The following is a 24,675-nucleotide window of genomic DNA, read 5'->3' as shown; positions in this document are numbered from 1 at the left end:
ATCAACGCGCTTTTTCAGGGGTGCCGCCCGGTTTTGCCTTGCCGGTGCGGACCGTTGCGCCATCGGAGAGTTTCACGACGCCTTCGGTAACAATCCGGTCGCCAACGTTTAGCCCTTCAATGACTTCAACTAGGTTCCCGTCACGAGCGCCTGTTTTAACTGGCGTGCGTTTCGCCTTGAGGTCCGATCCCACGGTGTAGACGAAGCTCGTTTCGCCCTCTCTGACCAAAGAAAGTTCGGGCACCGCGGCTGCGATACGTGTTTTAGACTCGATGGTGACGGAAAGAAGCATGCCCGGTTTCAGCAGCGCATTTCGGTTAGGCAAGACCGCCCGAAGCGTCGCCGTGCGGGTTTGCGGATTGATTACCGGGTCGATCGCGATGATTTTCCCCGAAGCGACATAATCGGGATAGGCGGATGCCTTTGCGGTAATGACTTGCCCGACTTGCACATTCGAAAGCATCGTTTCGGGAATGGTAAAGTCGAGCTTGATTGCGCTAAGGTCACTGACGGCCGCGATTTCGTCGCCAGCGCTCACCACGGCACCGACCGAAATGCGGCGAAGCGACACTTGACCCGAAAATGGCGCGCGGACCACGCGGTCGCCGATCGAGGCGCGGGCTTCGTTGGCTTGTGCCTTGGCGGCTGTCGCTGACGCGGTCTGCGCATCAAGACTGGCGTTGGTTGCAAATCCCCTGCGGTAAAGTTCGCTAACCCGCGAAAGTTGCTGCTCTGCCTCACGCGCACGTGCTTGCGCACTGGCTAATGACGCAGTTTCTTGCCCTTGAGCAAGGACCGCAAGCATTTGACCCTGTTTAACATAATCGCCGTCGGAAAAGCCGAGCTGCGTGATCCGTTCGGTTACTGGCGCACGTACAGAGACCTGCTCGTTTGCATTGGCCGTGCCGACGGCAACATAACGGTCGGAGAATTGATGCGCTACAGCAGGTCCAATGGTGACCAACGGCGTGGGCCGTTCACGTTTTTCATCGCCGCCACCACCGCAACCCGCAACACAGAACATCAACGATAGAATTATTGGCTTACGCATTTTTCACCGGCGGGAGGGGGAGGGGAGTCTTAGGAGTTTGTAGGTTGGCTGAACTTATTCCAATCGGACAGTAATTTTCGACGAATGTATTTTTTCTTGCTGAAAACGGGTTCTGACTGAGCAATGATCTGCCGATCAATGACGGATGATATGGTCAAATGCCGACAGTCCCGCCTTTGTCCCTTCACCCATCGCAACGATAATCTGCTTATATGGAACGGTTGTGACGTCGCCTGCGGCAAACACGCCGGGCAGATTGGTCGCATTATGCGCATCCACCTCAATCTCGCCGCGTGGCGACAAATTAAGCGGCCCTTGAAGCCATTCGGTGTTTGGGACGAGCCCGATTTGCACGAAAATGCCGTCGAGATCGATGCGGTGCGATTCGTTTGTTCCCCGGTCTGTGTACACCAAGGCCTGAACCTTTTCGCCATCGCCAATCACCTCGGTGCTGAGCGCTGAGGTAATGACGTCGACATTTGGCAGGCTGCGAAGCTTCGTCTGCAACACCGCGTCAGCACGCAGTCGCGAATCAAATTCGATCAAGGTGACATGTGCGACGATGCCAGCCAAATCGATGGCAGCTTCTACGCCGGAATTGCCGCCGCCAATAACTGCCGTGCGCTTGCCCTTGTACAATGGGCCGTCGCAGTGCGGGCAATAGGCAACGCCCTTGTTGCGATATTCCTCTTCACCGGGAACGCCCATTTGCCGCCAGCGCGCGCCTGTTGACAAGATGAGCGTGCGCGCCTTGAGCGATGCGCCGCTGGCGAGCTTAATCTCGTGCAGGCCATCGGCTCCGGCGGGGACGAGTTCAGCAGCGGTCTGCAAGTTCATGATGTCGACATCATATTCGCGGACATGCTGTTCCAGTTGTGCGGCAAGTTTTGGTCCTTCGGTGTGCTGAACCGAGATGAAATTTTCGATGCCCATTGTGTCTAACACCTGGCCGCCAAAGCGTTCTGCGACGACGCCGGTGCGGAAGCCTTTGCGTGCCGAATAAATCGCCGCAGCCGCGCCAGCGGGGCCGCCGCCGACCACAAGCACCTCAAACGGTTCCTTCGCGGCAATCTTGTCAGCAGCACGCGCGACGGTGCCCGTGTCTAGCTTTGCCATGATCTGCGACAGATCCATTCGGCCCTGACCAAATAGCTCACCGTTAAGATAGATTGCTGGAACCGCCATCACCTTACGGGCTTCGACCTCTTCGCGGAACATTGCTCCGTCAATCGCGACATGGCTAACGCTCGGGTTCAATGCTGCCATGATGTTGATGGCCTGAATGACATCAGGACAGTTTTGGCAGGATAAGGAGAAGAAGGATTCAAAGCGAAAATCGCCTTCAAGTGCCTTCACTGATTCCAGCAACTCCGCTTCTTCCTTCGGCGGATGACCGCCCATGTGGAGCAAAGCGAGTACAAGCGATGTAAATTCATGACCCAATGGAAGGCCAGCAAAATGAGTCTCTGCGGTGCCATCGCCGCGACGGATCGCAAAGGAAGGTACTCGGCCGGCATGCCCGTCAAAGCGCGCGGAAAGCAAATGCGACTGTTCGGCCACGCTTTCTACAAGCGACCGCATCTCCGCCGACTTCGCGCTATCGTCCAACGTGGCGACAAGCTCCACTGGCGTGCGCAGGTTTGCCAGATAGGATTTAAGCTGGGCGGTGGTTGCTGCATCAAGCATGAGCGGTCTCTTTCAAACGAACAGATTTTGGCCGCGACGGTGCGCGGCTGAACTTCTTCACGAAAATCAGATGGTCGCCGCGCCCTGTGACGCGGCGACCTGAAATTGCTTTAGATTTTGCCGACGAGGTCGATAGAAGGCGCAAGGGTTTCGCCGCCTTCTTCCCACTTGGCTGGGCATACTTGACCGGGGTGCTCGCGGACGTAAATCGCAGCCTTGATCTTGCGCACAAGCTCGACTGCATTTCGGCCAACGCCTTCGCAGGTGATTTCCATGACCTGAATAACGCCGTCGGGATCGACAACGAACGTCGCGCGGTCTGCAAGACCCTGACCTTCGCGCAAGACGCCAAAGTTGTTGCTGATCACATGGTTCTGGTCGCCCAGCATGTGGAAATTGATCTTGCCGATGGCTGGTGAGCTGTCATGCCATGACTTGTGGCTGAAATGCGTGTCCGTCGATACTGAGTATACTTCCACGCCCATTGCCTGCAGGTCGGTATATTGGTCTGCAAGGTCTTCAAGCTCGGTTGGGCATACGAAGGTCCAGTCCGCTGGGTAAAAGAAAAATACCGCCCATTTGCCCATTACGTCAGCGTCGGTTACTTCAACAAACTTGCCTGCTTTATATGATTGCGCCGTAAATGGCTTCAGGCTTGACCCGATGATTCCCATGTCATTTATTCCTTTGTGTGGTGGAGAGAGGTTATTGTTTTGCGGCCCGAGACACGAGTTTCATCCATTTGTCTAGTAACTGATTTCCCAATCTCTAATCGGTTTTTTAAATAAGTTGAAAGTTCCGGTTCAACCGTTGTTGCCGTCTCACAGCGTCGCCTTCAGATATAGCGATCGAGCATGCTGCGGACGTCAACTTGAGCCTTTAGACGACTTGCGAGCAGGAAAATTCCGCCAAGTTTGCGTTGGACAAACAAAGGGTCCGACGGCGGGATGTGCCAGTTGCGCCGATCCGCGGCGATGGTCATGCCCTCATCGCGCATTTCAGTTACAAAATCCGTTCGGCTAAAATCAAAAGGACCGGGCTGCTGAAGCATGTCAATTGCCGCTTCAACCAGTCTATCGATCTCGCGGGCGTTCACCTCGACTGTTTGTGCGTTCATAAACCCGATGTCGAGCACCGCGGCCAAGACGCCATCCTTGTCACCTGCCAGTCCCATATTCAGCAAAGTGCGATATTGCGACACAACCTGCTCTGGAAGCACCCGGGTTGCGCCAAAGTCCAAAAGGACAACGCGCTTTGACACAGGATCATATTGGTAATTCGCGAAATTGGGGTCGGTTTGCATCAGGCGAAATTCGAACAATTCGCGCAGCACAAGCTCTATGAGCAGCGTCATGATCCGGTTGCGCTCATCTTGTGGTGCGCTGACCATTGATTCGATAGGCACACCTTCAATGTAGGACATCACCAAAACATTTTGGCCACTCAGATCCGGGTGATAGGTCGGAACCAGATAGTTCAAGTCATCCGCTAGCAACATACCAAATTGCTTCAGATATTCTCCTTCACGGGCATAATCGGCTTCTTCGTGCAGCTGACGCTTTGCTTCGGCTAGCAAAGACGAGATATCCAGCGTGTTCGGGAGCACGCTAGAAAGCCGCAATAGCGTCGCGACATTATCGACGTCGCTATCAATACTGCGACGAACGCCCGGATATTGGACTTTTATGGCAACATCCTGACTGCCTGCGGTAAACGCACGGTGGACTTGGCCAATCGAAGCGGCAGCAATGGGCTTGTCATCGAAGCGGATGAACTGGTCTCGCCAATTGCTGCCCCAATGCCGCGTCAACACCGCGTTCAATTGTCCTGGCGGCATATGCTGCGCATCGGCGCGCAGCCGTGCAAAAATATCGGTGAGCTCTGGTGGCAGAAAATCCCCTGTGTCCATTGAAACTAGCTGCCCAAGCTTCATCGCCGCACCGCGCATCTCGCCAAGCTGCAACGTCACCCGCAAGGCATTTGCCGGAGTCATCAACAAATCGCTGACGGTGGGCCGTCGCCCGCTAGCGAGCTGTTTGGCCCCGTCGAGCAACATGCTGCCGGCTATCCCGGTTGCCATATTGCCAAAGCGCGCAATGCGGGAAAGGCGCCCGCTTGGGACGCGCAGTCCCTTGGACGAAAATTTATCAGGGGGCATGAACAAGGTGCTCGAAGACGTTACTAGCCTGTAAATGTGGTGTTCCGTGCCGTTCCGCAAGGCCAGCTATATTAACGGCGTGTAATCTTCAGCTGTTAATCAGAGGTTCGGGAATGAAATGCCACTTGTCGACGCTTCGACTTTTGTGCAATTGAGTCGAACGGGATGATGAAAAAAATGAGGAAAAACAATATGAAACGTAATTCATTGAAAAGCATCATTCTCGTTCTGGCTGCAGGCGTTACCGCTTGCGGTGGTGGTGGTTCTGGCGGCGGTACGGTCACTGTCCCTCCGACAAGCACAACGCCCCCACCGCCTCCTCCCCCGACATCCACAAGTTGCAGCTTGACCAACCGTCAGAATTTCGCCGCTTCGGTTCTGAACGAATGGTATCTTTTCCCCGAAACTTTGCCTGCTTCGCTAAGTCCTGCGCCCTATAACAGCGTGCAGGCTTATATCGACGCGCTGACCGCGACCGCTCGGGGGCAAGGTCGCGACCGGTTCTTTACTTATATAACCTCGATTCAAGAGGAAAATGCCTTTTTCTCCTCGGGCTCATCTGCTGGTTTAGGCATTCGCCTGTCGTTCCAAGGCAGCCGTCTGTTTGTGATTGAGGCGTTTGAAGGTGCGCCAGCGCTCGCCGCTGGTATAGATAGGGGCACCGAAATCCTTTCCATCGGAACCGATGCGTCCAATTTGACGTCAGTAGCCGATATATTGGCGTCGCAAGGGTCGGCTGGCGTTTCCAACGCTTTGGGACCAAATACGGTGGGCACAAGCCGGGTATTACGTATCACCGATGCATCGGGTGCGCGCAATGTAACCGTTACCAAAGCAGATTATAATATATCGCCTTTGTCTACTCGCTATGGCGTAAAGGTGATCGACAATGGCGGCCAGCGCGTCGGTTATATCAATATGCGCACATTTATTTCGACTGCCGATAACCAGTTGCGTACCGCCTTTGCCGACTTCCGCACGCAAGGCATTACCAATTTCGTGATAGACTTCCGCTATAATGGCGGGGGGCTGGTCTCGACCGCAGAACTGATGGGCGACTTGCTTGGCGGGAACCGCTTCAGCAGCGATGTTTTCAGTGTGACGCGTTTCCGCGCCTCAAAGGCATCAAATAACGAAACCCGACGCTTTGCACCGCAATCGCAATCGGTCTCGCCCGTGAAAATTGCCTTTATTTCCACCGGTGCCACGGCGTCCGCCAGCGAGCTGGTCATGGCAAGCTTTGCGCCCTATCTCGGGGTCAATGCCGCGCTGATTGGCAGCAACAGCTTTGGCAAGCCAGTGGGACAGATCGCGGTTGACCAAACCGCTTGCGATGACCGGATCCGCGTTGTCGCCTTTGCAAAGGAAAATGCGGCCGGGCAGGGCGATTATTATTCAGGCCTCGCCGGTACCATGCGAACGACTTGTGCCGCGGCGGACGATATAACCCGTCCACTCGGCGACCCGTTGGAAGGTTCGCTCCGCACGGCACTTGATTTCATCGCCGGGCGCAGTTGTACCGCAATTGCTGTCGGTCAAAGCGCGCAAAGCACATCGTCTCGCACGGAACGCCGGGTGCTGCCGCTGCCGGAAAACCCCAGCACGTCGCAGCGCGAAGTCGCAGGCTCCTTCTAACAATCTGTCGCGTTTGCCAGCATTTGAAATGCTGGCATCGCCAGATCCCCTCGTGTTGTCCGAATGAAATGTGCTGCACTGCCAATTTTCAATCGACAAGCGCGAAGCGCAGTGTCACGGCTTTTTCGAACGTTTGTTTTGAAATTATGGTGTGACAACCGCTAGCAAATGACGACAGCAGAAAATCAAGTTTTCGCGCGTCGCAGGGAAGGGAACATGATGGATAATGATATTTTCGAGCAGTTTATTGATCAGCTCCAGCGCTATGTGCGTATGCGCCTTATCCCGGCTGAAAAGGAAATCCTCGAAACGGATATCATACCTGAATCCATAATGGCCGAAATGCGCGAAATGGGCCTATTTGGCCTGACTATGTCCGAAGAATATGGCGGTGCTGGCATGAATATTCAGCAATATATCCGCACGATCCGCGAGTTGAGCTATGCAATGCCCTGCTATCGGTCGATCACTTCGATCAATATCGGCATGGTATGTTCCGCGTTCAAAAATGGCGCGACAGACGCGCAAAAGGCCGAATGGTTGCCACGCTTGGCAGCCGGCGAGATTGCATCCTTCGGTCTTACCGAGCCAGGGTCGGGATCCGATTCTGCCGCTATGCAGACCATCGCGGTTAAATCGGGCAATGGCTGGGTATTGAACGGTACCAAACGATATATCACCAACGCCCCCTTCGCAGATGTGGCTTTGATCATGGCGCGCACGAGCAAAGAAGCCTTGCCCAAAAATGCACATGTATCGGCTTTTATCGTGCCCATGGACACGCCCGGCATTTCCGTCGGCAAGTCTGACAAGAAAATGGGGCAATCGGGTAGCCATATCGCCGACATCATCATGGAAGACGTCAAATTGCCCGCTGATGCCATATTGGGCGGGGAAGAGGGCAAGGGCTTCGCTTTTGCGATGAAAAGCCTCGATAATGGCCGCCTTTCCATCGGTGCCGCCGCAACTGGCTATGCGCGCCGCGCTCTCGACAGCGCGCTGCGTTACGCAAACGAGCGTAAGGCGTTCGGCGAACCCATCGCGAATTTTCAGCTAATCCAGCAAATGCTGGCTGACAGCGACATCGAAATATATGCTGCTGAAGCCATGCTTGAAGATGCCGCACGCCGCGCCGACGCCGGCGAGAATGTGCTGCGCAAGGCGGCTGCCGTGAAAGTGTTTGCAAGCGAAATGTGCGGCCGTGTGGTGGACCGCGTTGTCCAGATTTACGGTGGCGCTGGCTACTTGGCCGAATATGACGCCGAGCGCTTTTACCGCGACGCGCGGATCTATCGGATTTACGAGGGCACGACGCAGATTCTGCAACTTCAAATTGCCAAACATATGTTGCGGGATTGGGCTGCCCAGTCCTGATGTCCGGCGCTCGGTCGCATGTATAATCTGCTCGACGGCCTGAGGATTATCGAAGCGTCATCGTTCGTCGCGTCGCCTACGGCGGGTCTGTATTGTGCGCAATTTGGAGCCGAAGTTATCCGGGTGGACCAGGTCGGTGGCGGACCTGATTATCACCGCTGGCCGGTGACCGAGGCAAATGACTCGCTGTATTGGGAGAATTTGAACCGCGCCAAAAAGTCGGTCGCACTCGATTTGACTCAGCCAGAAGGGCGCGAATTGCTTCAGGCTTTAGTGCAGTCCGTTGGGCAATTTATCACCAATTTTCCGGCCGACGGTTTTTTGTCGCACGCGACGCTTGCTGAAGGGCGGCAGGACCTAGTGACCGTTCGGGTCATGGGATGGCCAGATGGTACCCCGGCGCTCGACTACACCGTGAACAATGCCGTGGGTTACCCCATGATGACAGGAATAGGGCCGGAACCCGTCAATCATGTTTTGCCGGCGTGGGACCTATTGAGCGGGGCATATGCGGCATTTGCGCTGCTGGCAGCGATCCGGCGGCGTGAGCAGACAGGTTTGGGGAGCGAAGTGCGCGTTCCCCTATCCGATGTCGCGATCGGCACGGTCGCCAACCTCGGCGGTGTGGCCGAAGTGCTCCACAACAACGCAAACCGGTCCCGGCTTGGCAACACGGTCTATGGTCTCTTTGGGCGTGACTTTGTAACGAAAGACGGCGTGCGCACGATGATCGTTGTCGTCACCCACCGGCAATGGGCAAATCTGATCGCTGCGCTTGGCCTAACGGACGCAGTTGGGGCAGTCGAAGCTGAACGCGGTGTCAGCTTTGCCAAAGATGATGGGCTGCGTTTTGAACATCGTGACGCGTTGTTCCCTTTGTTTGAAGCTGCCATCGGCGCGCTTGATCATGCTGCAATGGTGACCGTGTTTGATGCAGCAGGGGTTGTCCATTCGGCGTATAAGACCATGCTGGACGCCGCGCACGACTCTTGCTTGGTCGGCGACAACCCCATATTCAGCGCCTCGGACGCCAACCCTTCCGGGCTCGCCTATCCCGCGGCTGGCGCCTTTGGAACGATCCCGCAGTTGCAGCGGGCCGATGCGAAGCCAGCGCCCCGAAATGGGCAGCATAGCGAAGAAATATTGAGCGAAGCGCTCGGCCTCTCGTCGGGCGAAATTGCCCGCCTTATTGACTCTGGAATAATAGGAATTGCCAAATGACCAGCCTTCGCCGCGCAGCCATTGTTGCCCCTATCCGTACGCCCGTGGGCAAGTTCGGCGGCGCACTGTCGTCTTTAAATGCCGGTGAGCTCGGCGGCATCATACTAAAAGCTTTGATGGAGCGCACCAAGATTGACCCGGCGCGTGTAGATGACGTGGTGTTTGCACAAGGCTATGGCAGCGGCGAAGCGCCATGTATCGGGCATTGGGCGTGGCTGGCGGCAGGGTTGCCGATTGAAGTGCCTGGCTATCAGCTTGACCGGCGTTGCGGCTCGGGCCTTCAGGCCATCGCAAACGCCGCGATGATGGTGCAGACGGGCGTAAGCGACATTGTCGTCGCCGGTGGTTGCGAGAGCATGTCCAACGTAGAACATTACACGACGGACATCCGCAAGGGCATTCGCGCAGGGAACCTTACGTTGCATGACCGGCTTACCCGTGGCCGCGTCATGAGCCAGCCAGTCGAGCGCTTTGGCGTTATTTCGGGCATGATCGAAACCGCTGAAAACCTGGCCAAAGACTTCGCGATTACCCGGGAGGCATGTGACGTATATGCAGCCCGGTCGCATCAGCGGGCCGCATCAGCGTGGGCCGGCGGCCTATTCGACGATGAACTGGTGCCAGTGCACATTGCGCAGAAAAAGGGCGATCCGATCGTCTTTGAGCATGATGAAGGCTATCGTTCTGACGCGACGCCTGAGACAATGGCTGCCTTGCGCCCACTTGAAGGCGGCGTAGTAACGGCGGGCAATGCAAGCCAACAAAATGATGCTGCTGCTGCTTGCCTCGTGGTGGCCGAAGATAAGCTTGACGAGTTGGGACTGGAGCCCATTGCCTATTTCCACAGCTGGGCAGCAGCCGGCTGTGACCCCTCGCGCATGGGCTATGGTCCGGTTCCCGCCACCGAGCGTTTGTTTGCGCGCAATGGCCTTGGCTGGGCGGACATAGGCTTGATTGAACTGAACGAAGCGTTCGCGCCGCAAGTCCTCGCTTGTCTTAAGGGTTGGGGATGGTCTGATGATGACAGCCGACATGAGCTGCTCAACGTGAATGGCTCCGGCATTTCCCTTGGCCACCCGATCGGGGCGACGGGCGGGCGGATACTGGCGAATCTGACGCGGGAAATGCATCGGCGTGACGTGCGGTTTGGACTCGAGACCATGTGCATCGGCGGCGGGCAAGGGATCGCGGCGGTTTTTGAGCGCGCATGAATTTTACTGCTGCTTTGGACGTTGCGCGCGCTTACTGTGATGCGGCGCAATCGGCATTGGCTTCTCGTCTGGTCGAAGGGACAATGGATGCGGAGCAGCGTGCAGCTCATGGTTTTGCGTGGGTGGCGACAAGCGTCGCTGCATTGGATGCGGTCAGCAAGTGGCTCGATAGCAATGACGGTGGATCAACGCTGGATCAGCAGGTTGCGACACTGATTTTCGCTGAAACGCTTGGTCAATTGGTGGGCGGCCTGCCGATGGGGCAGAATGAGATTTTTCGCGCTGCCGATCTTGGGCTTTCAAGTGCTGCGCAAAAACTCGCGTCTGCCTGTCCCGCATATCTGGATATAGCACATGCAGATACGCGCGCAGCGGTCGCGCAGGCGCTTGCGGATGGCCGGATGCCGAGCGAAAGCCTTCACGATCCAGAGCTGGATTTTATTCGTGATCAATATCGCCGATTTACCGCCAGCGAAATATTGCCGCACGCACATAAATGGCATCTTTCCAACGCACTTATTCCAGATGAAACCATCGCCCAAATGGCGGCACTTGGCACTTTCGGTATTTGTATTCCTGCTGAATATGGCGGCTTAGGCTTGTCCAAGCTGGTCATGTGTGTTGCTACCGAGGAGTTGTCGCGCGGGTGGATCGGCGCTGGGTCGCTGAGCACGCGTTCCGAGATTGCAGGCGAGTTGATATCCATGAGCGGTACGCCCGCGCAAAAGGCATATTGGCTGCCAAGGGTCGCAAGCGGCGAAATCCTGCCAACCGCTGTCTTCAGCGAACCGGATACGGGGTCGGACCTTGGTGCGCTCAAAACACGCGCGCGGCGCGAAAATGGCAATTGGATTATCGATGGGGCAAAGACTTGGATTACCCACGCAAGTCGCTCCGATCTGATGACGATGCTCGTGCGCACTGCGCCCGATACAGGCGGTTATGCCGGGCTTTCGATGCTTCTGGTCGCGAAGCCGCGGGGGACATACGCGGATCTCTTTCCCGCCGATGGCATGTCGGGTAGCGAAATCGAGGTGCTGGGTTACCGCGGCATGCGGGAATATGCCCTGCAATTTGACGGCATGGTCGCACCTGATGACGCATTGTTGGGCGGCGAAGAGGGGCAGGGTTTCAAGCAGTTGATGCGCACCTTTGAAGGCGCACGAATCCAGACCGCCGCGCGCGCCGTTGGCGTGGCCAAACGCGCACTGGAACTGGGTTTGGACTATGCGGTAACGCGCAAACAATTTGGCAAGGCAATCATTGCCTTCCCGCGTGTGGCCGACAAGATTGCCATGAGCGTTGCCGATTTCGTCATGACGCGCGAACTCACTTATGCTGCTGCCCGCACAAAAGATTCGGGCAAACGATGCGATATCGACGCGGGAATGGCCAAGCTGCTTGCCGCGCGCGTCGCGTGGAGCAATGCCGATGCGGCGCTGCAAATACATGGCGGCAATGGCTATGCGTTGGAATATGAAATCAGCCGGGTCTTGTGCGACGCCCGGATATTGAACATCTTTGAAGGCGCGGCAGAAATTCAGGCGCAGGTGATTGCCAAAGGTCTGATGGAGGGAAGGAACTGATGGGCGCATGGGATACCTGGATTGGACGCGAGGAAGTGCGGACGGACCGGATTGACAGCGGGATGGTTGCGCGCTGGCTTGCCACATTTGACCGCGATGCGTCCGCCGATGGTCTTGTGCCGCAGGGTTTGCACTGGTGCTTGTGTTTGCCCGATGCTGCCACCGCACAGCTTGGTCCCGACGGTCATCCCCTGCGCGACGATAGCCCGGATAGCTTCCTGCCGCCAGTGCCGCTGCCGCGCCGGATGTGGGCGTCCAGCAAAGTCGAGTTTTTCGTTCCCTTGCACGTGGGCGAGGCAGTAACGCGGACGTCGCAAATTTTGTCGGTCACCGAGAAATCAGGCGGGTCGGGCCAATTGGTATTCGTTGACGTTGCGCATGAAACCGCCGGCGATGCAGGTCTTGCGGTGCGTGAAGTTCAGAGCATTGTCTATCGCGGCGCGGCTGCGTCAGATGCGCCGCTCTCGCCGCCTGATGTGACCGGCGAACACTTTGACGCATCGGGCTGGAACAGCCACCGCCTGTTGGTGCCAAGCGCGCCGTTGCTGTTCCGCTATTCCGCGCTGACGTTCAACAGCCACCGCATCCATTATGACGTGCCTTATGCGCGTGACGAGGAACGCTATCGCGGCTTGGTCGTCCATGGTCCGCTGACGGCGACGCTGCTGCTTGATCTGGCGCGCCGGGAATATGGTGACAACGCGCTGCAAAGTTTTGCATTTCGCGGCCTTTCCCCGGCCATTTGCGGAGAGGCTCTGCATTTGGTGACGCGTGACCAGGATGGTGCCATTGAACTGGCGGCCTTTGCATCGGATGGTCGGCAAGTCACAGCGGCTTCGGCACGCAGGAAAGCTTGAGATGACTGACAGCGAAAATTTTGCGGAAATCCGCAGCTCCGTGCAGGCCTTATGCGCTGAATTTCCCGGAGCCTATTGGCGCGAGAAGGACAGCGCGCGGGCCTATCCCGAAGAGTTTGTCGACGCGCTGACCAGACAGGGGTTTCTGGCTGCGCTCATTCCTGAAGTCTACGGCGGTTCGGGTTTAACTCTGGATGCGGCAGCCGTGATTATGGAAGAAATCCAAGCGTCGGGTTGCAACGGCGCTTCGGCACATGCGCAAATGTATATCATGAACACGCTGCTGAAATATGGCAGCGAAGCGCAGAAGCAGGAATATCTGCCGCGCATTGCCACGGGTGAACTGCGGTTGCAGGCATTTGGCGTGTCAGAGCCAACCAGCGGGACTGACACTTTGTCGCTGCGAACCATTGCCGTGCGCGATGGCGACGAATATGTCATCAACGGCCAGAAGATTTGGACGAGCCGCGCTGAATATTCCGATCTGATGATGTTGCTTGCGCGAACGACCCCGCGTGAAGAGGTGGCAAGCAAGACTGAAGGGCTATCTATCTTCCTGATCGATATGCGCAAGGTCGTCGGAAGCGGGATGACGATCAAGCCAATCCGCACGATGATGAACCATTCGACCACCGAGATATTCTTTGACGACATGCGGATCCCAGCGACCGCGCTTGTCGGCGAAGAGGGTAAAGGCTTTCGCTACATATTGTCTGGCATGAATGCCGAACGGATCTTGATCGCAGCGGAATGTATCGGCGATGCCAAATGGTTCATCAACAAGGCGACCGACTATGCCAAGGAACGCAATGTTTTCGGACGCTTTATTGGCCAGAACCAGGGTGTCCAGTTTCCGATTGCGCGATGCTATGCCCAAATGTGCGCGGCAGAACTGATGGTACATCACGCAGCGCGGGTTTTCGATGCCGGCGGCAACGGTGGCGCTGAAGCCAATATGGCGAAGTTGCTCGCGTCCGAAGCAAGCTGGGCCGCCGCCGATATGTGCGTCCAGACACATGGCGGCTTTGGCTTTGCGGAGGAATATGATGTGGAACGCAAATTTCGCGAAGCGCGCCTGTATACCGTTGCCCCGATCAGCACCAATCTGATCCTGAGCTATCTCGCCGAGCATGTCCTCGGCCTTCCGCGCAGCTATTGAAAGGATGTGACCGATGAACTTCGAACTCGCTGAAGAGCACCGGATGTTAAAGGACCTGGTCCGCAAATTTGTGGACTCGCAATTAATGCCGCTGGAAAGTGAGGTGCTGGCGCGCGAGACGGCGGGCATGGGGAGCTACCTCAATAAAGACGAACAGGCCGCAGTTGATGTGGTGTCCAAGGAACTCGGCCTTTGGGGGCTTGATGCACCTGAAGAAGTTGGCGGCATGAACCTGCCAATGGTTGCGATGGTGGGCGTGGGAGAGGAGTTGGGACGGACCGTTGCGCCTTACACTTTGCCACCGGACTCACCCAATCTGCGCATGATGATGGCAGCGGCTGATGAAAAACAGCGCGAACATTATCTTGCGCCTTATGTGCGCGGTGAGACCATTTCCGCCATTGGCATATCCGAGCCGAGCGCTGGTGCTGACCCGCAATTGATGAAAACGAACGCGGCTCAGGATGGCGACGACTGGATCATCAATGGCCGGAAAATCTGGATCACCAAGGCCGACGAGGCGGACTTTACGATACTCATGGCAGTCACTGACAAAAACGCCGAAGGCCGCAACGGCATGTCGGCGTTTCTGGTGGATCGCGATACGCCGGGATTCAACGTTTTGCGCAAAATCCCGATGATTGATGGCACCGCTACATATGAAATCGCGCTTGATGACTGCCGTGTTCCCGGTTGGAAACTCCTCGGCAAGCGCGGGCAGGGGTTCCTGCCCATGCAGGTCCGGTTGGGCACAAGGCGGATTGAAATGGCGTCTTGGTCAATTGGCATGGCGCAACGCGCGCTTGATATGATGATCGAATATGCCCCACAACGCGTGACATTTGGCAAGCCGCTGTCGTCGCGTCAGACGGTGCAGAACTGGATCACTGATGCTGCCACCCGCATTCATGCGATGCGTTTGATGACCTATGATTGTGCGTGGAAAATGGATGAAGGACGCGACACGCGGCAGGAAATATCCATGATCAAATCCTACTGCACCGAATCCGCCTATGACATCGTCGACCATGCGATGCAGATGTTCGGCGGCATGGGTATGACTCGCGAAATGCCCCTCTATCTGCTTTCCAACAAGCTACGAACGATGCGTATTTATGACGGCCCAAGTGAAATTCACAACTGGGTCGTCGCGCGGGATTTGCTCGGGACGCGCGATTGATGTCGGGATATTTGATATGAGAGGCCAAAGTTGATGAATTACGAAACTATTACTGTCGAAGTTGCCGATAAAATTGCAACGATCACCCTCAATCGCCCTGAACGCATGAATGCCTGCTCGCTTGAGATGGCAGGTGAGATCAATGATGCACTCTCCAGTGCGCTTGAAGACGCACGATGCCTTGTCCTGACGGGTACCGGTCGCGGTTTTTGCTCGGGCGCCGATCTATACGCACGGGGTGACCGTTCCGTCGCCCGCGGGGAGGGCAGCTACATAGCGCTCACACGGCACTATAATCCCCTCATGATGAACCTTGCACGTCTCAACATGCCTATCGTGACCGCAATCAATGGCGCAGCGGCCGGGGTTGGCTGTTCGATCGGTCTGTGCGGTGATTTCGTGATTGCGGGCAAGTCCGGCTATTTCCTTCAGGCGTTCGTCAATATCGGCCTCGTGCCCGATGGAGGTGCGTCGTGGATGCTGCCGCGTTTGGTTGGAAAGGCGCGGGCGACAGAAATGATGATGCTCGGCGAAAAAATCAGCGGCGAGAAAGCCGCCGATTGGGGTATGATTTATAAATGCGTTGAAGATGATATGTTGCTGGCCGAAGCGCGCCTTCTTGCCACGCGCCTCGCCAATGGCCCGACCGTGGCCTATGCGGTAATGCGCAAAAACATATTAACCGCGCTGGAAAATTCTTATGCGGAACAGCTTTTGGCCGAAGCTGAGGGGCAGCGGATTGCAGGCAGTTCAACCGACGCGATCGAGGGCACGAAGGCCTTTGGTGAAAAGCGAAAAGCTGCATTTACGGGGCAGTGATCTGGGCCGTCCGTGCCGGGGGGCATCTATGATCTCCTTTTTTGCGATAGATTTCGGCTACAGTTGAGTTGTTCGCCGCTCTCTGTTCATTTGGACAAATCCAACGCTGATTTTTAGACAGAATAATGCGGTCAATTGGCATACTGGTTGGTTTCAATCGCAATCCATTCATCGCAAATGGAAAACAATATAACGGCTTTGTGGCTTACATGACGCGCCATTTGGAACGCAGCAGTAGCGGTGGGTGACACCGCATTTTGCTTGGAATCCGGTTCCCTCAAACGCCGCAAAGATTGTTAAGTTTAGTACTTTGGATGGCCATCCTTGCGATCGGTTGGGCGCGGAACATTATATTTAAGCATGGGTTTGCAAAGCGACGAAGGCGAAAATCATTGGGGGTGAAGTCTCTCGAATGTTTGCCGCAAAATGGCTAGAAGGAGGGCCAGTGCTTGAGTGAAACTGTAACTTTGCAAGATATTTGGACGCAGCAGGAAATAAGCACGGCAATTGACGCAGCATCGGTAGCATTGTGGCGCTGGAATGTTGACAGTAACAACTTTAAAATGGACGCCCAAGGCTTTAGTCTTTGGGGTCTTCCATGGTCTAACAACCTTCAATTTGAACATCTTTCCGCGCAAATACACCCCGCTGACAGGGACAGGGTTAGGGCCGCATTTATAGCGACACGGTCGGTTTCCGGGGCCTATGAGCAGGACTTTCGCATTATCGTTAAAGATGACGTGAAATGGGTGTCTTCGCGTGGTCGGGGTGCGGACGAAGGTATCGTTGGCCGGGCAATGTATGGCATTTTCCTTGATGTGACGGGGCGCAAGCAAGCCGAGGAGGGCCATGAACTATTGGCTGGCGAAATGAGCCATCGCGTTCAAAATCTTTTGGCCATTGCCAGTGGCCTGACGGCGTTGACATCGCGATCAGCCGAGACCGTTGCAGAAATGACGCGAGATCTTACGCGTCGGCTGACGGCTTTGGGACGGGCGCACAATTTGGTCCGACCTCTCCCGGCATCGCAGGGGACCGCGGCATTGCTTGGCGATGTCATAACGGTACTGCTTGCACCCTATGATGACCTTGGCGCTTTTAGTGGTCGTATCCGGGTGGCGGTTCCGCGCATGGGTGTCGGCGAACATGGCGCGACCATCTTGGCGATGGTTATTCATGAGCTTGCGACAAATTCTGTAAAACATGGCGCTCTTTCCAGCGACTACGGAATGTTGGATATCACGGGCGTAATCAGACAGGACAAGCTTGAATTAACTTGGGCGGAGACGGGCGGCCCCGTTGTCTGCGAACCACCTGTGTTGAACGGTTTTGGCAGCAAAATGCTGGTCAACATTATCAAATCGGACCTTAGAGGCTCAATCACTTACAGTTGGTACCCCAGTGGCCTCGTGGCCCAAATAAATGCTGATCTTAACGCTCTTGCGACCTGATCTGATTTCGCGGGTTGAAACCTTAAAACCGGGCGGCGAACACAGCCGTGCAGACTCTAAGCAAACGCAAAGCTTTTAGATCGTGCCACGCAGCCGATTGATGATGGCCGCTGAAATGTTGGGCTGGACCAACAATCGACCGAATTTTCGCCCGCCTAATGTCGTTTGTCTGGAACAGGACCGCCGACGTTCCGTTCAATTCATGTGCAGCAACCATGCACCATTTTATCAGGAGAATAATTGTGTCTGCCCCCGAAAACCTTACTGATCTCTATACCGGCGAACTGCAGGACCTTTGGTCTGCCAATGACCAAATGGCAAAAGTTCTCAAGAAAATGTCGTCAAAAGTAAGCGACGAGAAATTGAAGGATATGCTGACAAAGTCACAGGCCGGGATCGCCGAACACACCGATGTTCTGAAAACCCTCCTCGAAAAGTCGGATGAGAACGTGAAAAAAGAACATTGCAAGGGCATGGAAGGTCTTGTTGCTGAAGCAATCAAGCATACGACGGAAGAAGCACCCGAAAAGGGCCCTGTCCTCGACGCTGTGATAATCGCACAATATCAGCGCATGACTCATTACGGTATCGCGGGCTTCGGCACGGCTGCCTCTTACGCAGGGACGTTAGGCCTAAAAGATGCAGTCAAGGCTTTGGATAAAGCCACCAAGGAAATCTACGGCGGCGATGAGTATATGACTAAACTTGCCGAAACGACCGTCAATATTGACGCAAAAGTAGAGTAACATCTAAATTTCAAACATTGAACCTACGGCCCGGATTTCCGTCCTTTGGGAATGGAAGCCCGGGCCAACGGCGATGAGCAGTCAAAGAATCAATGAACGGGCGCAAACAACATCCATAACGCCATTGATACCATCATCAGGTTTTCGGTAAGCGACACAAAGCCGAGCGGCACATTACTGTCTCCACCGACGCAGGCGCATTTGAGTTCGCGCTTATCAACATAGACAGCTTTAAAAACAGACACTGCCCCAATCGTTCCGATAAAAAGGGCGAGGGGGATTGAAAGCCAGTTCAGGGTGCCCGCGATCATCAGCACCCCCGCCAACCCTTCGGCAAAGGGATAGATGCGCCCATAAGGCACCCATTGGCGCGCAAGAAGGTCATAATTCAGGAACATTGTCGCAAACTTGTCAACGTTTTGAAGCTTAAGCATTGCAAGGATAGCCATGCTAAAGCCAATGAACCATTCGCCAGCGCGTAATGTGAAAATCGAGTCATAAACAGCATAGCTGGCCGCCGCAGCCATGAGCGCGGTGATGGCGAAAAGCGCAATGACCGGCTGATATGTGGTGGCTTTGGGATCTGTGACTTTTAACCCCAAGTGCCGCCGCAGGTCGTCATGCCCGCCAATACGCATGCCATCGATGAAGATTTGCGGTGTCGTCTGCACGGCATGTTTTGTTTTAAACGCATCCACCTCTTCGCGCGTTCTCAACAAGCGGTCTTCGACAGCATAACCCTTGCGCTTCAGCAAATCGCGCGCTTTTAAGCCATAAGGACATATGTGGTCCGGCAGCGCCATTCTATAAAGCACCGCTTTTTTTCCTGATGGTGCGCCTGCTAAAGCAACAAAACTGCTGGTGTCGGTCATGGGAATTGATCCTTGAAATTTATCGTACTCGAGCCATATAGCTCCTGTACCATAGTACGGAGTCAAGCAATGAATGTGATGTCTATCGGCAATCTCGCAAAGTCCGCGAATGTGGGCGTTGAAACAGTACGCTATTATCAACGCCGCGGCCTGTTGGGTGTTCCTTCGCGCGATGCTGGGATACGGCGGTATGACGAAGATGACCTGCGCCGATTGCGTTTTGTAAGACAGGCACAGTCAGCAGGATTTACTTTGGACGAAATCGGGGAGCTGCTTGCGCTGGATGCGACAGAGGATCGCGCACGGGCGCAAGCACTGGCAGTCGAAAGACTTGGACAGATTGACAAAAGAATAACCGAGTTGCAGGCCGCACGCTCCGCATTGGCCCTGCTTGCAGAGTCCTGCGCCGCCGGCAACTTTGGGCCTTGCCCAATTATCCAAGCCTTTGCTCAGAAACCTTAACAGATCGGTCTGCTTAACTTTGCATTGCCGCCCGGCCGGCCGCAAAAAGCTCTCTGAAGGCGGCTTGATCTTGTGCGCCAGACACTAATATCGAACTGGCAAGATAGGTCGGCGTACCTGATATATTTAGCTGGAACGCGTCTTGGCGATTGCGGTCCAGCTGACGCTCAATATCCACCGCATGAGTCTGCAAGTCGTTTTCAATCTGCGCCCAGGCTCCCCCAGAACTTTCGACAGCTTCACGCAATATATCCTCGTCCAATACCCTTCGTTCATTCATCAGTTGGCTGTGAAGCTTTGGATAAATGTCCTGACGGTCAGCCGCGATTGCTATTTGAGCTGCACGTTGCGAAAGGGCCCCGAAAATTGGCCAGTCTCGATACACCACCCGAACGTGCTCATCGTCGAGAAGGGCCGCTTCCATCGCAGCATTTGAAAGTCTGCAGGCAGGACATCGATAGTCCGAAAACAGGACGAGGGTAAGCGTTGGTCGCGGCACTTCATGGCTGGGTGATGTCTTATCTTGAAGAGCAGCCTGAGCGGTTTCGTTTGAACGAACGTCACGACCGATCGGCGATGTTTTACGCAATATTTGGCTAACCCCAACGCCAGCAATGCCAAGTAAGAGGAGCTGTGCCATCTGCCGACGCGAAATCTTTTGAAGCATGGTATTTTTCCGTCGTCAGCATGAATGTTTATCGCGCGATGATAACCCGGTGCGCGGTAACCACGAGAATGTATGTGTCGTTCCCCAGTTCAACGAACACAATCTGCGCAAGATACGTGAACAAGCAACATCTTGTTGGGAAAATTTACTGGCGCCATGCACATCGATTGAGCCTAAGGCCAGTCGGATCATCGGCTAAAGCGTTGGTCAGTCGAGTGCGGACCGAAGTGATCTCGCCGGCAAACTTGCCACCGCCAATAATATCGTCAGCTTGGCTGGCATCATGAGAACGTGCACAGTTATCAGCTATCCTCCAAAACTCCGATACACTTGAATTTGTGCGCGGGCTGCTGCTGCTTTGGCTTCAACCAGCGATTGCCGGGTGGCATTCAATTGCCTTTGCGCATCAATCACGCCAAGTAGATCGCTTAGCCCCATACGGTAGCGGGCGGTCGACAAACTGAGCGAATCGCGCTCAATGCCCAATTGTGTTTCAAGTATTGCAAGTCGGCTGCGGCGAGCTTGCAAATTGCCAAGAGCGCTTTCAGCTTCACCAATCCCTTCAAAAACTGTGAGTCTGTATAGCGCAAAAGCCTCTTTCGCGTCGGCCTGACGTGCATCGATTTGCGCCTCAACCCGCCCGAAGTCCAGCAATGGTGCCGCAATCGAACCACCCAATGATGCCGTCAGCGAATCTGCGCTAAACACATCACCCAACGCCAGTGCAGCAAGTCCGAGCGCGGCGTTGATGCTGATTTGGGGGAAACGCGCAGCGGCCGCCGCCGCGACATCCGCATTCGCTGCGCCGAGCCGATATTCCGCGGCGACGATATCTGGACGTTGACGAAGCAACACAGATGGCAGTGCAAACGGTGCTTCGCCTGCAAAGCCTGCTTCGGCGGGCGCAATGAAGGCGGCTGCCACCGACTTACCGTCACGCGCCGTCAGGGTAACCAACCGCCCAAGCGCGCTGGCAAGATCGGCCTCGGCGGGGCCACGCTGTGATCGCGCTGCCGCCTCAAGGCTTTGTGCACGCACCAGATCAAGTCCGGGTGTAATTCCCGCACGCGTGCGCTTACCTGTCAGCTCTGCCAGCGATGCTGCATCCGCGAGATCATCCTCAACGATCCGCAATTTGGCCTGCGCGGTGCGGTAGTCGATGACGCCGCGCGCAATATCGGTGACAACCGCAAGCCTTACCGCGCGGGCGTCAGCATCGGCAGCATCCAGCCGAAGGCCTGCCGCGCGTTGCGTCGCCCGTAGCCGGCCAAACAGATCGAGGTCCCATGACGCATTGATTCCGGCGGAAAAACTGCTGTTTGTAGGGTCGATGGCAAATCCGGGCGGCAGATTGGTTACCGCATTCTCGCTGCTACGCGCATAAGCGGCATTCCCCCGTGCCTCAATATTGGGCGCGCGCGCAGCCCCCGCTGCCCTTAACGCCGCCCTTGCCGCATCCACGCGCGCGAGCGCCACTTGCAGGTCAGGCGCTTCGGTGTCGATCGCCGTCAGCAATGTTTGGAACGCAGGGTCCTCATTCGGAAGCAACGCCGATAGAGGCGCGCGAGATTCCTGTGGCGGCGCATACACGAAGGAGGATGGCGTCTTGACCGACGATGCCGACGGACCCTCGGCTATGGACGCGCATCCCGTCAGCAGCGCGACAGTTAATATCGTAAACAGGCGCTTCACTGCTTGACCTTCGCTGGCACAAAGCCGTCAACCTGTTGCCCGACAAAAAACTGCGCGCCATCTTCCGGCAATGCGAAGATCAGCTGGAGAACGCGGACATCGACGCGCTCGGTTGCGCTGTTGGTGAGTGAACGTTTTGGAACGATCAGAGGTTCAGCGCGGACGAAGACAGCCTTCACCTGTCGCTTGGCATCACCGCGCGCGCTGATCACCGCTGGCTGGCCGATTGCGATTTTTTCTATCTGGTTTTCGTCGATATCAAGCCGGACGTGCAGCGGCTTGGTCGCACCCAATTTCATCAGCACCGATGCGGAGCCCTGCGTCCCTGCATATTCGCCTGCACGCGTATCGACCTGCAACACCTCCATCGCTGAAGGTGCGCGCACGACATGTCGGGCAAGTTCGACGCGCGCTTGCGTTACTTGCGCGTCGGCCTGTTGCGCTTGAGCCTGTGCCACAGACAATTGCGCGCGCGCATTGGCAACCGCATCGCGGCGGGTGATAACTTCTTGTTGCGACACCGCGCGACTATCATCGACGTTTTGATAAAGCGCATATTGGTTTTGCGCGACGCGTAAGCCGGTTTGGGCAGCCGCGATGCTTTGCCGAGCTGTTGCGGCGCGTGCGGCGGCTTCGCTGACGGCGGCCCGGGCGCTTCGGCTGTCGATTTCAAGCAAGGCCTGTCCTGCCGAAACCTGATCACCCGGAGCGACAAAAACTTTTGTAACGACCCCCGGAACATTCGTCGCAATATCTACCACTTCGCTTGACGGTTCGGTGACACCGGTGCCGACGATGCTGCCCGTCTGCCGCTGCGATTGCGGTGTCCGCGCAGGCGTTTCTTTGGGGTTGCTCAACGAGGTGTCGGGTTGCGCATTGAACAAATAGATGATTGATCCAATGATGCCAATAACGGCAATTATTGGCAGAATTACCCGTGAGAAGCTGGGGCGTTTCATGATGCGTCCTCTTGCATAAGTATGGCCTTGTCCCGGCCGTCATGGGTGATGCGTCCGTCCTCCATCGCAAGGATGCGGTCGGCGAGATCGAAAATCCGGTTGTCATGGGTGACGATAATCACGGCGCGGTCTTGCGCCAGCGCGACTTCGCGCAACAGGTCCATCACGCGCCGCCCCGATTTGGCATCAAGCGCAGCGGTCGGCTCGTCGCACACAATGAGCCGTGGTTCGTGCACCAGCGCGCGGGCAATCGCCACACGTTGCTGCTGGCCGCCCGACAATTGGCGCGGAAATTTGTCCGCCTGATTGGCGATGTTAAGTTTTTCCAGCAAAGCCCTTCCGCGTTCGACGGCTTCGGCCCGCTTCATGCCGTCGGCGATCAACGGGATCGCCGCGTTTTCCGCCGCGGTCAAAGTGGGTATGAGATTATACTGCTGGAAGATAAAACCGATCGTGGAGAGGCGAAAGCGGACAAGTGCATTGTCGGACAGGTCGTAAATCTCGGTATCAAAGACCCTGACGCTGCCTTCGGTAGGATACAAGATACCGGCTATGATCGAGATCAAGGTGGTTTTGCCCGATCCGGATTCTCCGACCAGATAGGTGAGTTCGCCCGCATTCACATCGACATTGATATCGTGCAATACGCGGATGTTGTCGTCGCCTACCGGAAAATCCTTGGCAACGTTGCGGACCGAGATGGCAAATTCACTCATCTGAACACCGACGCTGGGTCGGTTTTTAGAACCGAGCGAATTGCGATGAACCCAGTGAGGGCAATAATTGCCAACACGAGGGCCGCAGTGATCAGAGGGATTTGATATGGCATGTAAAAGCCTTTGAAATCATCACTACTCGCCGCGCCACCGCCGACAAAACCAACAGCCATGGCAAGGCCAAGACCGTAGCCGATCAACGCCACCAGCCCTGACTGCGCGGCGACCATCACCATGATTTTACGGTTCGTTACGCCGATGGCCTTTAACGCGCCGAATTGTTTGATATTGTCACGAATGAACAGGCTGAAGGTTAAGCCCACAATCGCAACACCGACAATTACGCCCAAGACAACGGTGATGCCAAAGTTGATCGGGATGCCAGTATTTTCAATTATGAAATTGATACCGTCGCGTGTGAATTCTGGTGTCGTACGTGCCTTCAATCCCGTTTGCGCGGTTATTCGGCGGGCGAGCGTTTCCGGTGACACATCATCGTCGCTTCGTACCAGCACAAATGACAATCGGTTCCGGGTGCCTGGCAAAAAGTTGAGGGCGTTCGAGTATCGTGTGTACAACGTCACTTGGGCTGTGAAGGTCGGCGTACTGTCGACGATCCCCTTGATGACCGCGCGTTGGTCATTCAACTCCAGTTGAGAACCAATCACCTGCTGCCCCGGCGCGAACAATTTGCGCGAACCAACGCCGTCAATGAACACCGCATCCGGATCCATCAACCTAGCAGGATCGCCTTCGCTCATGCGACGCGGGATGCCGACAAGCGAACTATCATCGACTCCGATTACGGTCACGCCTTCAAGGTCGCCGTCGGGCGTGCGAATAGAGGCATTGCTGCGCAGCAGCGGCGATGCGTAAGCAACGCCAGGTACGCTGCGGACGCGGTCGAGTGCTGTTATCGGCATTGGATAAATTACATCGGCCGTTCGCGTGGCTACGTCCATGACCCAGACATTGGCGGTGGACACTTCCTGCACCGCAACGCCGCCGCGCATGAGCAGATTGACAAAAATCGTTAGTTGCTGCGTGATCAAGAGGGTTGAAAAGGCGACACCGAAAACCAGACCAATAAATTTGACCCGATCGCCCGTCAGCATCCGTATGGCGACCCAGTTCATCGCGGATTTGCCCTTTTGATTTACCAGACAATCTGGC

The 24,675-nt window shown here is 55.7% G+C and carries 22 protein-coding genes; 12 read left to right on the top strand and 10 right to left on the bottom strand.

The genetic code is table 11. From position 1 onward, the window contains the following. Position 1: 1 nt before the first annotated feature. The 4 genes from ACLL9E_RS09610 to ACLL9E_RS09595 form a co-directional block, all read right to left on the bottom strand. Positions 2-1,051, bottom strand: a complete 1,050-nt coding sequence (locus tag ACLL9E_RS09610) for an efflux RND transporter periplasmic adaptor subunit (protein ID WP_411291510.1) — start codon at positions 1,049-1,051, stop codon at positions 2-4. A gap of 135 nt (positions 1,052-1,186) precedes the next feature. After that, the gene (gene ahpF, locus ACLL9E_RS09605; RefSeq protein ID WP_411291509.1) at positions 1,187-2,737 is read right to left on the bottom strand and encodes an alkyl hydroperoxide reductase subunit F; all 1,551 of its coding nucleotides are present in this window, start codon (positions 2,735-2,737) and stop codon (positions 1,187-1,189) included. Positions 2,738-2,847: 110 nt separating this feature from the next. Beyond that, on the bottom strand, positions 2,848-3,411 hold the full coding sequence (gene ahpC / locus ACLL9E_RS09600; RefSeq protein ID WP_411291508.1) for an alkyl hydroperoxide reductase subunit C: 564 nt from the start codon (positions 3,409-3,411) through the stop codon (positions 2,848-2,850). A 161-nt stretch (positions 3,412-3,572) separates the two neighbouring features. Continuing rightward, a complete protein-coding gene (locus ACLL9E_RS09595; protein WP_411291507.1) occupies positions 3,573-4,895 on the bottom strand; it encodes an ABC1 kinase family protein in 1,323 nt (440 codons plus the stop codon). Positions 4,896-5,087: 192 nt separating this feature from the next. On the opposite strand from ACLL9E_RS09595, the gene ACLL9E_RS09590 reads away from it, so the two are divergent. The 11 genes from ACLL9E_RS09590 to ACLL9E_RS09540 all read left to right on the top strand — a co-directional run bounded on the left by ACLL9E_RS09590 (position 5,088) and on the right by ACLL9E_RS09540 (position 18,134). Continuing rightward, entirely contained in the window at positions 5,088-6,530 is a 1,443-nt protein-coding gene (locus tag ACLL9E_RS09590) for a S41 family peptidase (RefSeq protein WP_411291506.1), read from the top strand. A 219-nt stretch (positions 6,531-6,749) separates the two neighbouring features. Next, complete coding sequence (locus ACLL9E_RS09585) at positions 6,750-7,904, top strand: acyl-CoA dehydrogenase family protein (RefSeq protein WP_411291536.1); 1,155 nt, start codon at positions 6,750-6,752, stop codon at positions 7,902-7,904. 18 nt (positions 7,905-7,922) lie between these two features. Further along, complete coding sequence (locus ACLL9E_RS09580; RefSeq protein ID WP_411291505.1) at positions 7,923-9,125, top strand: CoA transferase; 1,203 nt, start codon at positions 7,923-7,925, stop codon at positions 9,123-9,125. Next, positions 9,122-10,336, top strand: a complete 1,215-nt coding sequence (locus tag ACLL9E_RS09575) for an acetyl-CoA C-acetyltransferase (RefSeq protein ID WP_411291504.1) — start codon at positions 9,122-9,124, stop codon at positions 10,334-10,336. The genes ACLL9E_RS09580 and ACLL9E_RS09575 overlap by 4 nt, the downstream gene beginning before the upstream one ends. Further along, a complete protein-coding gene (locus tag ACLL9E_RS09570) occupies positions 10,333-11,922 on the top strand; it encodes an acyl-CoA dehydrogenase family protein (RefSeq protein ID WP_411291503.1) in 1,590 nt (529 codons plus the stop codon). The genes ACLL9E_RS09575 and ACLL9E_RS09570 overlap by 4 nt, the downstream gene beginning before the upstream one ends. Then, on the top strand, positions 11,922-12,779 hold the full coding sequence (locus tag ACLL9E_RS09565) for a MaoC family dehydratase N-terminal domain-containing protein (protein WP_411291502.1): 858 nt from the start codon (positions 11,922-11,924) through the stop codon (positions 12,777-12,779). Before ACLL9E_RS09570 ends, ACLL9E_RS09565 begins: the two co-directional genes overlap by 1 nt. Position 12,780: 1 nt before the next feature. Continuing rightward, the gene (locus ACLL9E_RS09560) at positions 12,781-13,938 is read left to right on the top strand and encodes an acyl-CoA dehydrogenase family protein (protein ID WP_411291501.1); all 1,158 of its coding nucleotides are present in this window, start codon (positions 12,781-12,783) and stop codon (positions 13,936-13,938) included. A 13-nt stretch (positions 13,939-13,951) separates the two neighbouring features. Next, on the top strand, positions 13,952-15,118 hold the full coding sequence (locus tag ACLL9E_RS09555) for an acyl-CoA dehydrogenase family protein (protein WP_411291500.1): 1,167 nt from the start codon (positions 13,952-13,954) through the stop codon (positions 15,116-15,118). A gap of 33 nt (positions 15,119-15,151) precedes the next feature. Then, the gene (locus tag ACLL9E_RS09550) at positions 15,152-15,937 is read left to right on the top strand and encodes an enoyl-CoA hydratase-related protein (protein WP_411291499.1); all 786 of its coding nucleotides are present in this window, start codon (positions 15,152-15,154) and stop codon (positions 15,935-15,937) included. A 449-nt stretch (positions 15,938-16,386) separates the two neighbouring features. Beyond that, positions 16,387-17,388, top strand: a complete 1,002-nt coding sequence (locus ACLL9E_RS09545; protein ID WP_411291498.1) for a sensor histidine kinase — start codon at positions 16,387-16,389, stop codon at positions 17,386-17,388. 242 nt (positions 17,389-17,630) lie between these two features. Then, complete coding sequence (locus ACLL9E_RS09540) at positions 17,631-18,134, top strand: DUF892 family protein (protein WP_411291497.1); 504 nt, start codon at positions 17,631-17,633, stop codon at positions 18,132-18,134. An 89-nt stretch (positions 18,135-18,223) separates the two neighbouring features. Here ACLL9E_RS09540 and ACLL9E_RS09535 read toward each other — a convergent pair whose 3' ends face one another. Next, a complete protein-coding gene (locus tag ACLL9E_RS09535; RefSeq protein ID WP_411291496.1) occupies positions 18,224-19,006 on the bottom strand; it encodes a MauE/DoxX family redox-associated membrane protein in 783 nt (260 codons plus the stop codon). A gap of 69 nt (positions 19,007-19,075) precedes the next feature. Between ACLL9E_RS09535 and ACLL9E_RS09530 the strand changes: the two genes are divergently transcribed. Beyond that, positions 19,076-19,468 (top strand): MerR family transcriptional regulator, encoded by a 393-nt coding sequence (locus ACLL9E_RS09530; protein WP_411291495.1) that lies wholly within the window; start codon positions 19,076-19,078, stop codon positions 19,466-19,468. Positions 19,469-19,481: 13 nt separating this feature from the next. Here ACLL9E_RS09530 and ACLL9E_RS09525 read toward each other — a convergent pair whose 3' ends face one another. The 5 genes from ACLL9E_RS09525 to ACLL9E_RS09505 form a co-directional block, all read right to left on the bottom strand. Beyond that, on the bottom strand, positions 19,482-20,135 hold the full coding sequence (locus tag ACLL9E_RS09525) for a DsbA family protein (protein ID WP_411291494.1): 654 nt from the start codon (positions 20,133-20,135) through the stop codon (positions 19,482-19,484). Positions 20,136-20,441: 306 nt separating this feature from the next. Next, positions 20,442-21,827 carry an efflux transporter outer membrane subunit gene (locus ACLL9E_RS09520; RefSeq protein WP_411291493.1) on the bottom strand — a complete coding sequence of 462 codons (1,386 nt, stop codon included), beginning with the start codon at positions 21,825-21,827 and terminating at the stop codon, positions 20,442-20,444. Further along, positions 21,824-22,786 (bottom strand): HlyD family secretion protein, encoded by a 963-nt coding sequence (locus tag ACLL9E_RS09515; protein ID WP_411291492.1) that lies wholly within the window; start codon positions 22,784-22,786, stop codon positions 21,824-21,826. The genes ACLL9E_RS09520 and ACLL9E_RS09515 overlap by 4 nt, the downstream gene beginning before the upstream one ends. Further along, positions 22,783-23,502, bottom strand: a complete 720-nt coding sequence (locus tag ACLL9E_RS09510; RefSeq protein WP_411291491.1) for an ABC transporter ATP-binding protein — start codon at positions 23,500-23,502, stop codon at positions 22,783-22,785. Before ACLL9E_RS09510 ends, ACLL9E_RS09515 begins: the two co-directional genes overlap by 4 nt. Further along, positions 23,499-24,638, bottom strand: coding sequence for an ABC transporter permease (locus ACLL9E_RS09505; RefSeq protein WP_411291490.1), 1,140 nt, complete (start codon positions 24,636-24,638; stop codon positions 23,499-23,501). Before ACLL9E_RS09505 ends, ACLL9E_RS09510 begins: the two co-directional genes overlap by 4 nt. Between the last annotated feature and the right edge of the window lie 37 nt (positions 24,639-24,675).

It is taken from the genome of Sphingorhabdus sp. (assembly GCF_046596595.1).
Lineage (GTDB): Bacteria > Pseudomonadota > Alphaproteobacteria > Sphingomonadales > Sphingomonadaceae > Sphingorhabdus_B.
The sequence above is the reverse complement of the archived record's forward strand: the minus strand, read 5'-3'. Positions and strand labels throughout refer to the sequence as shown.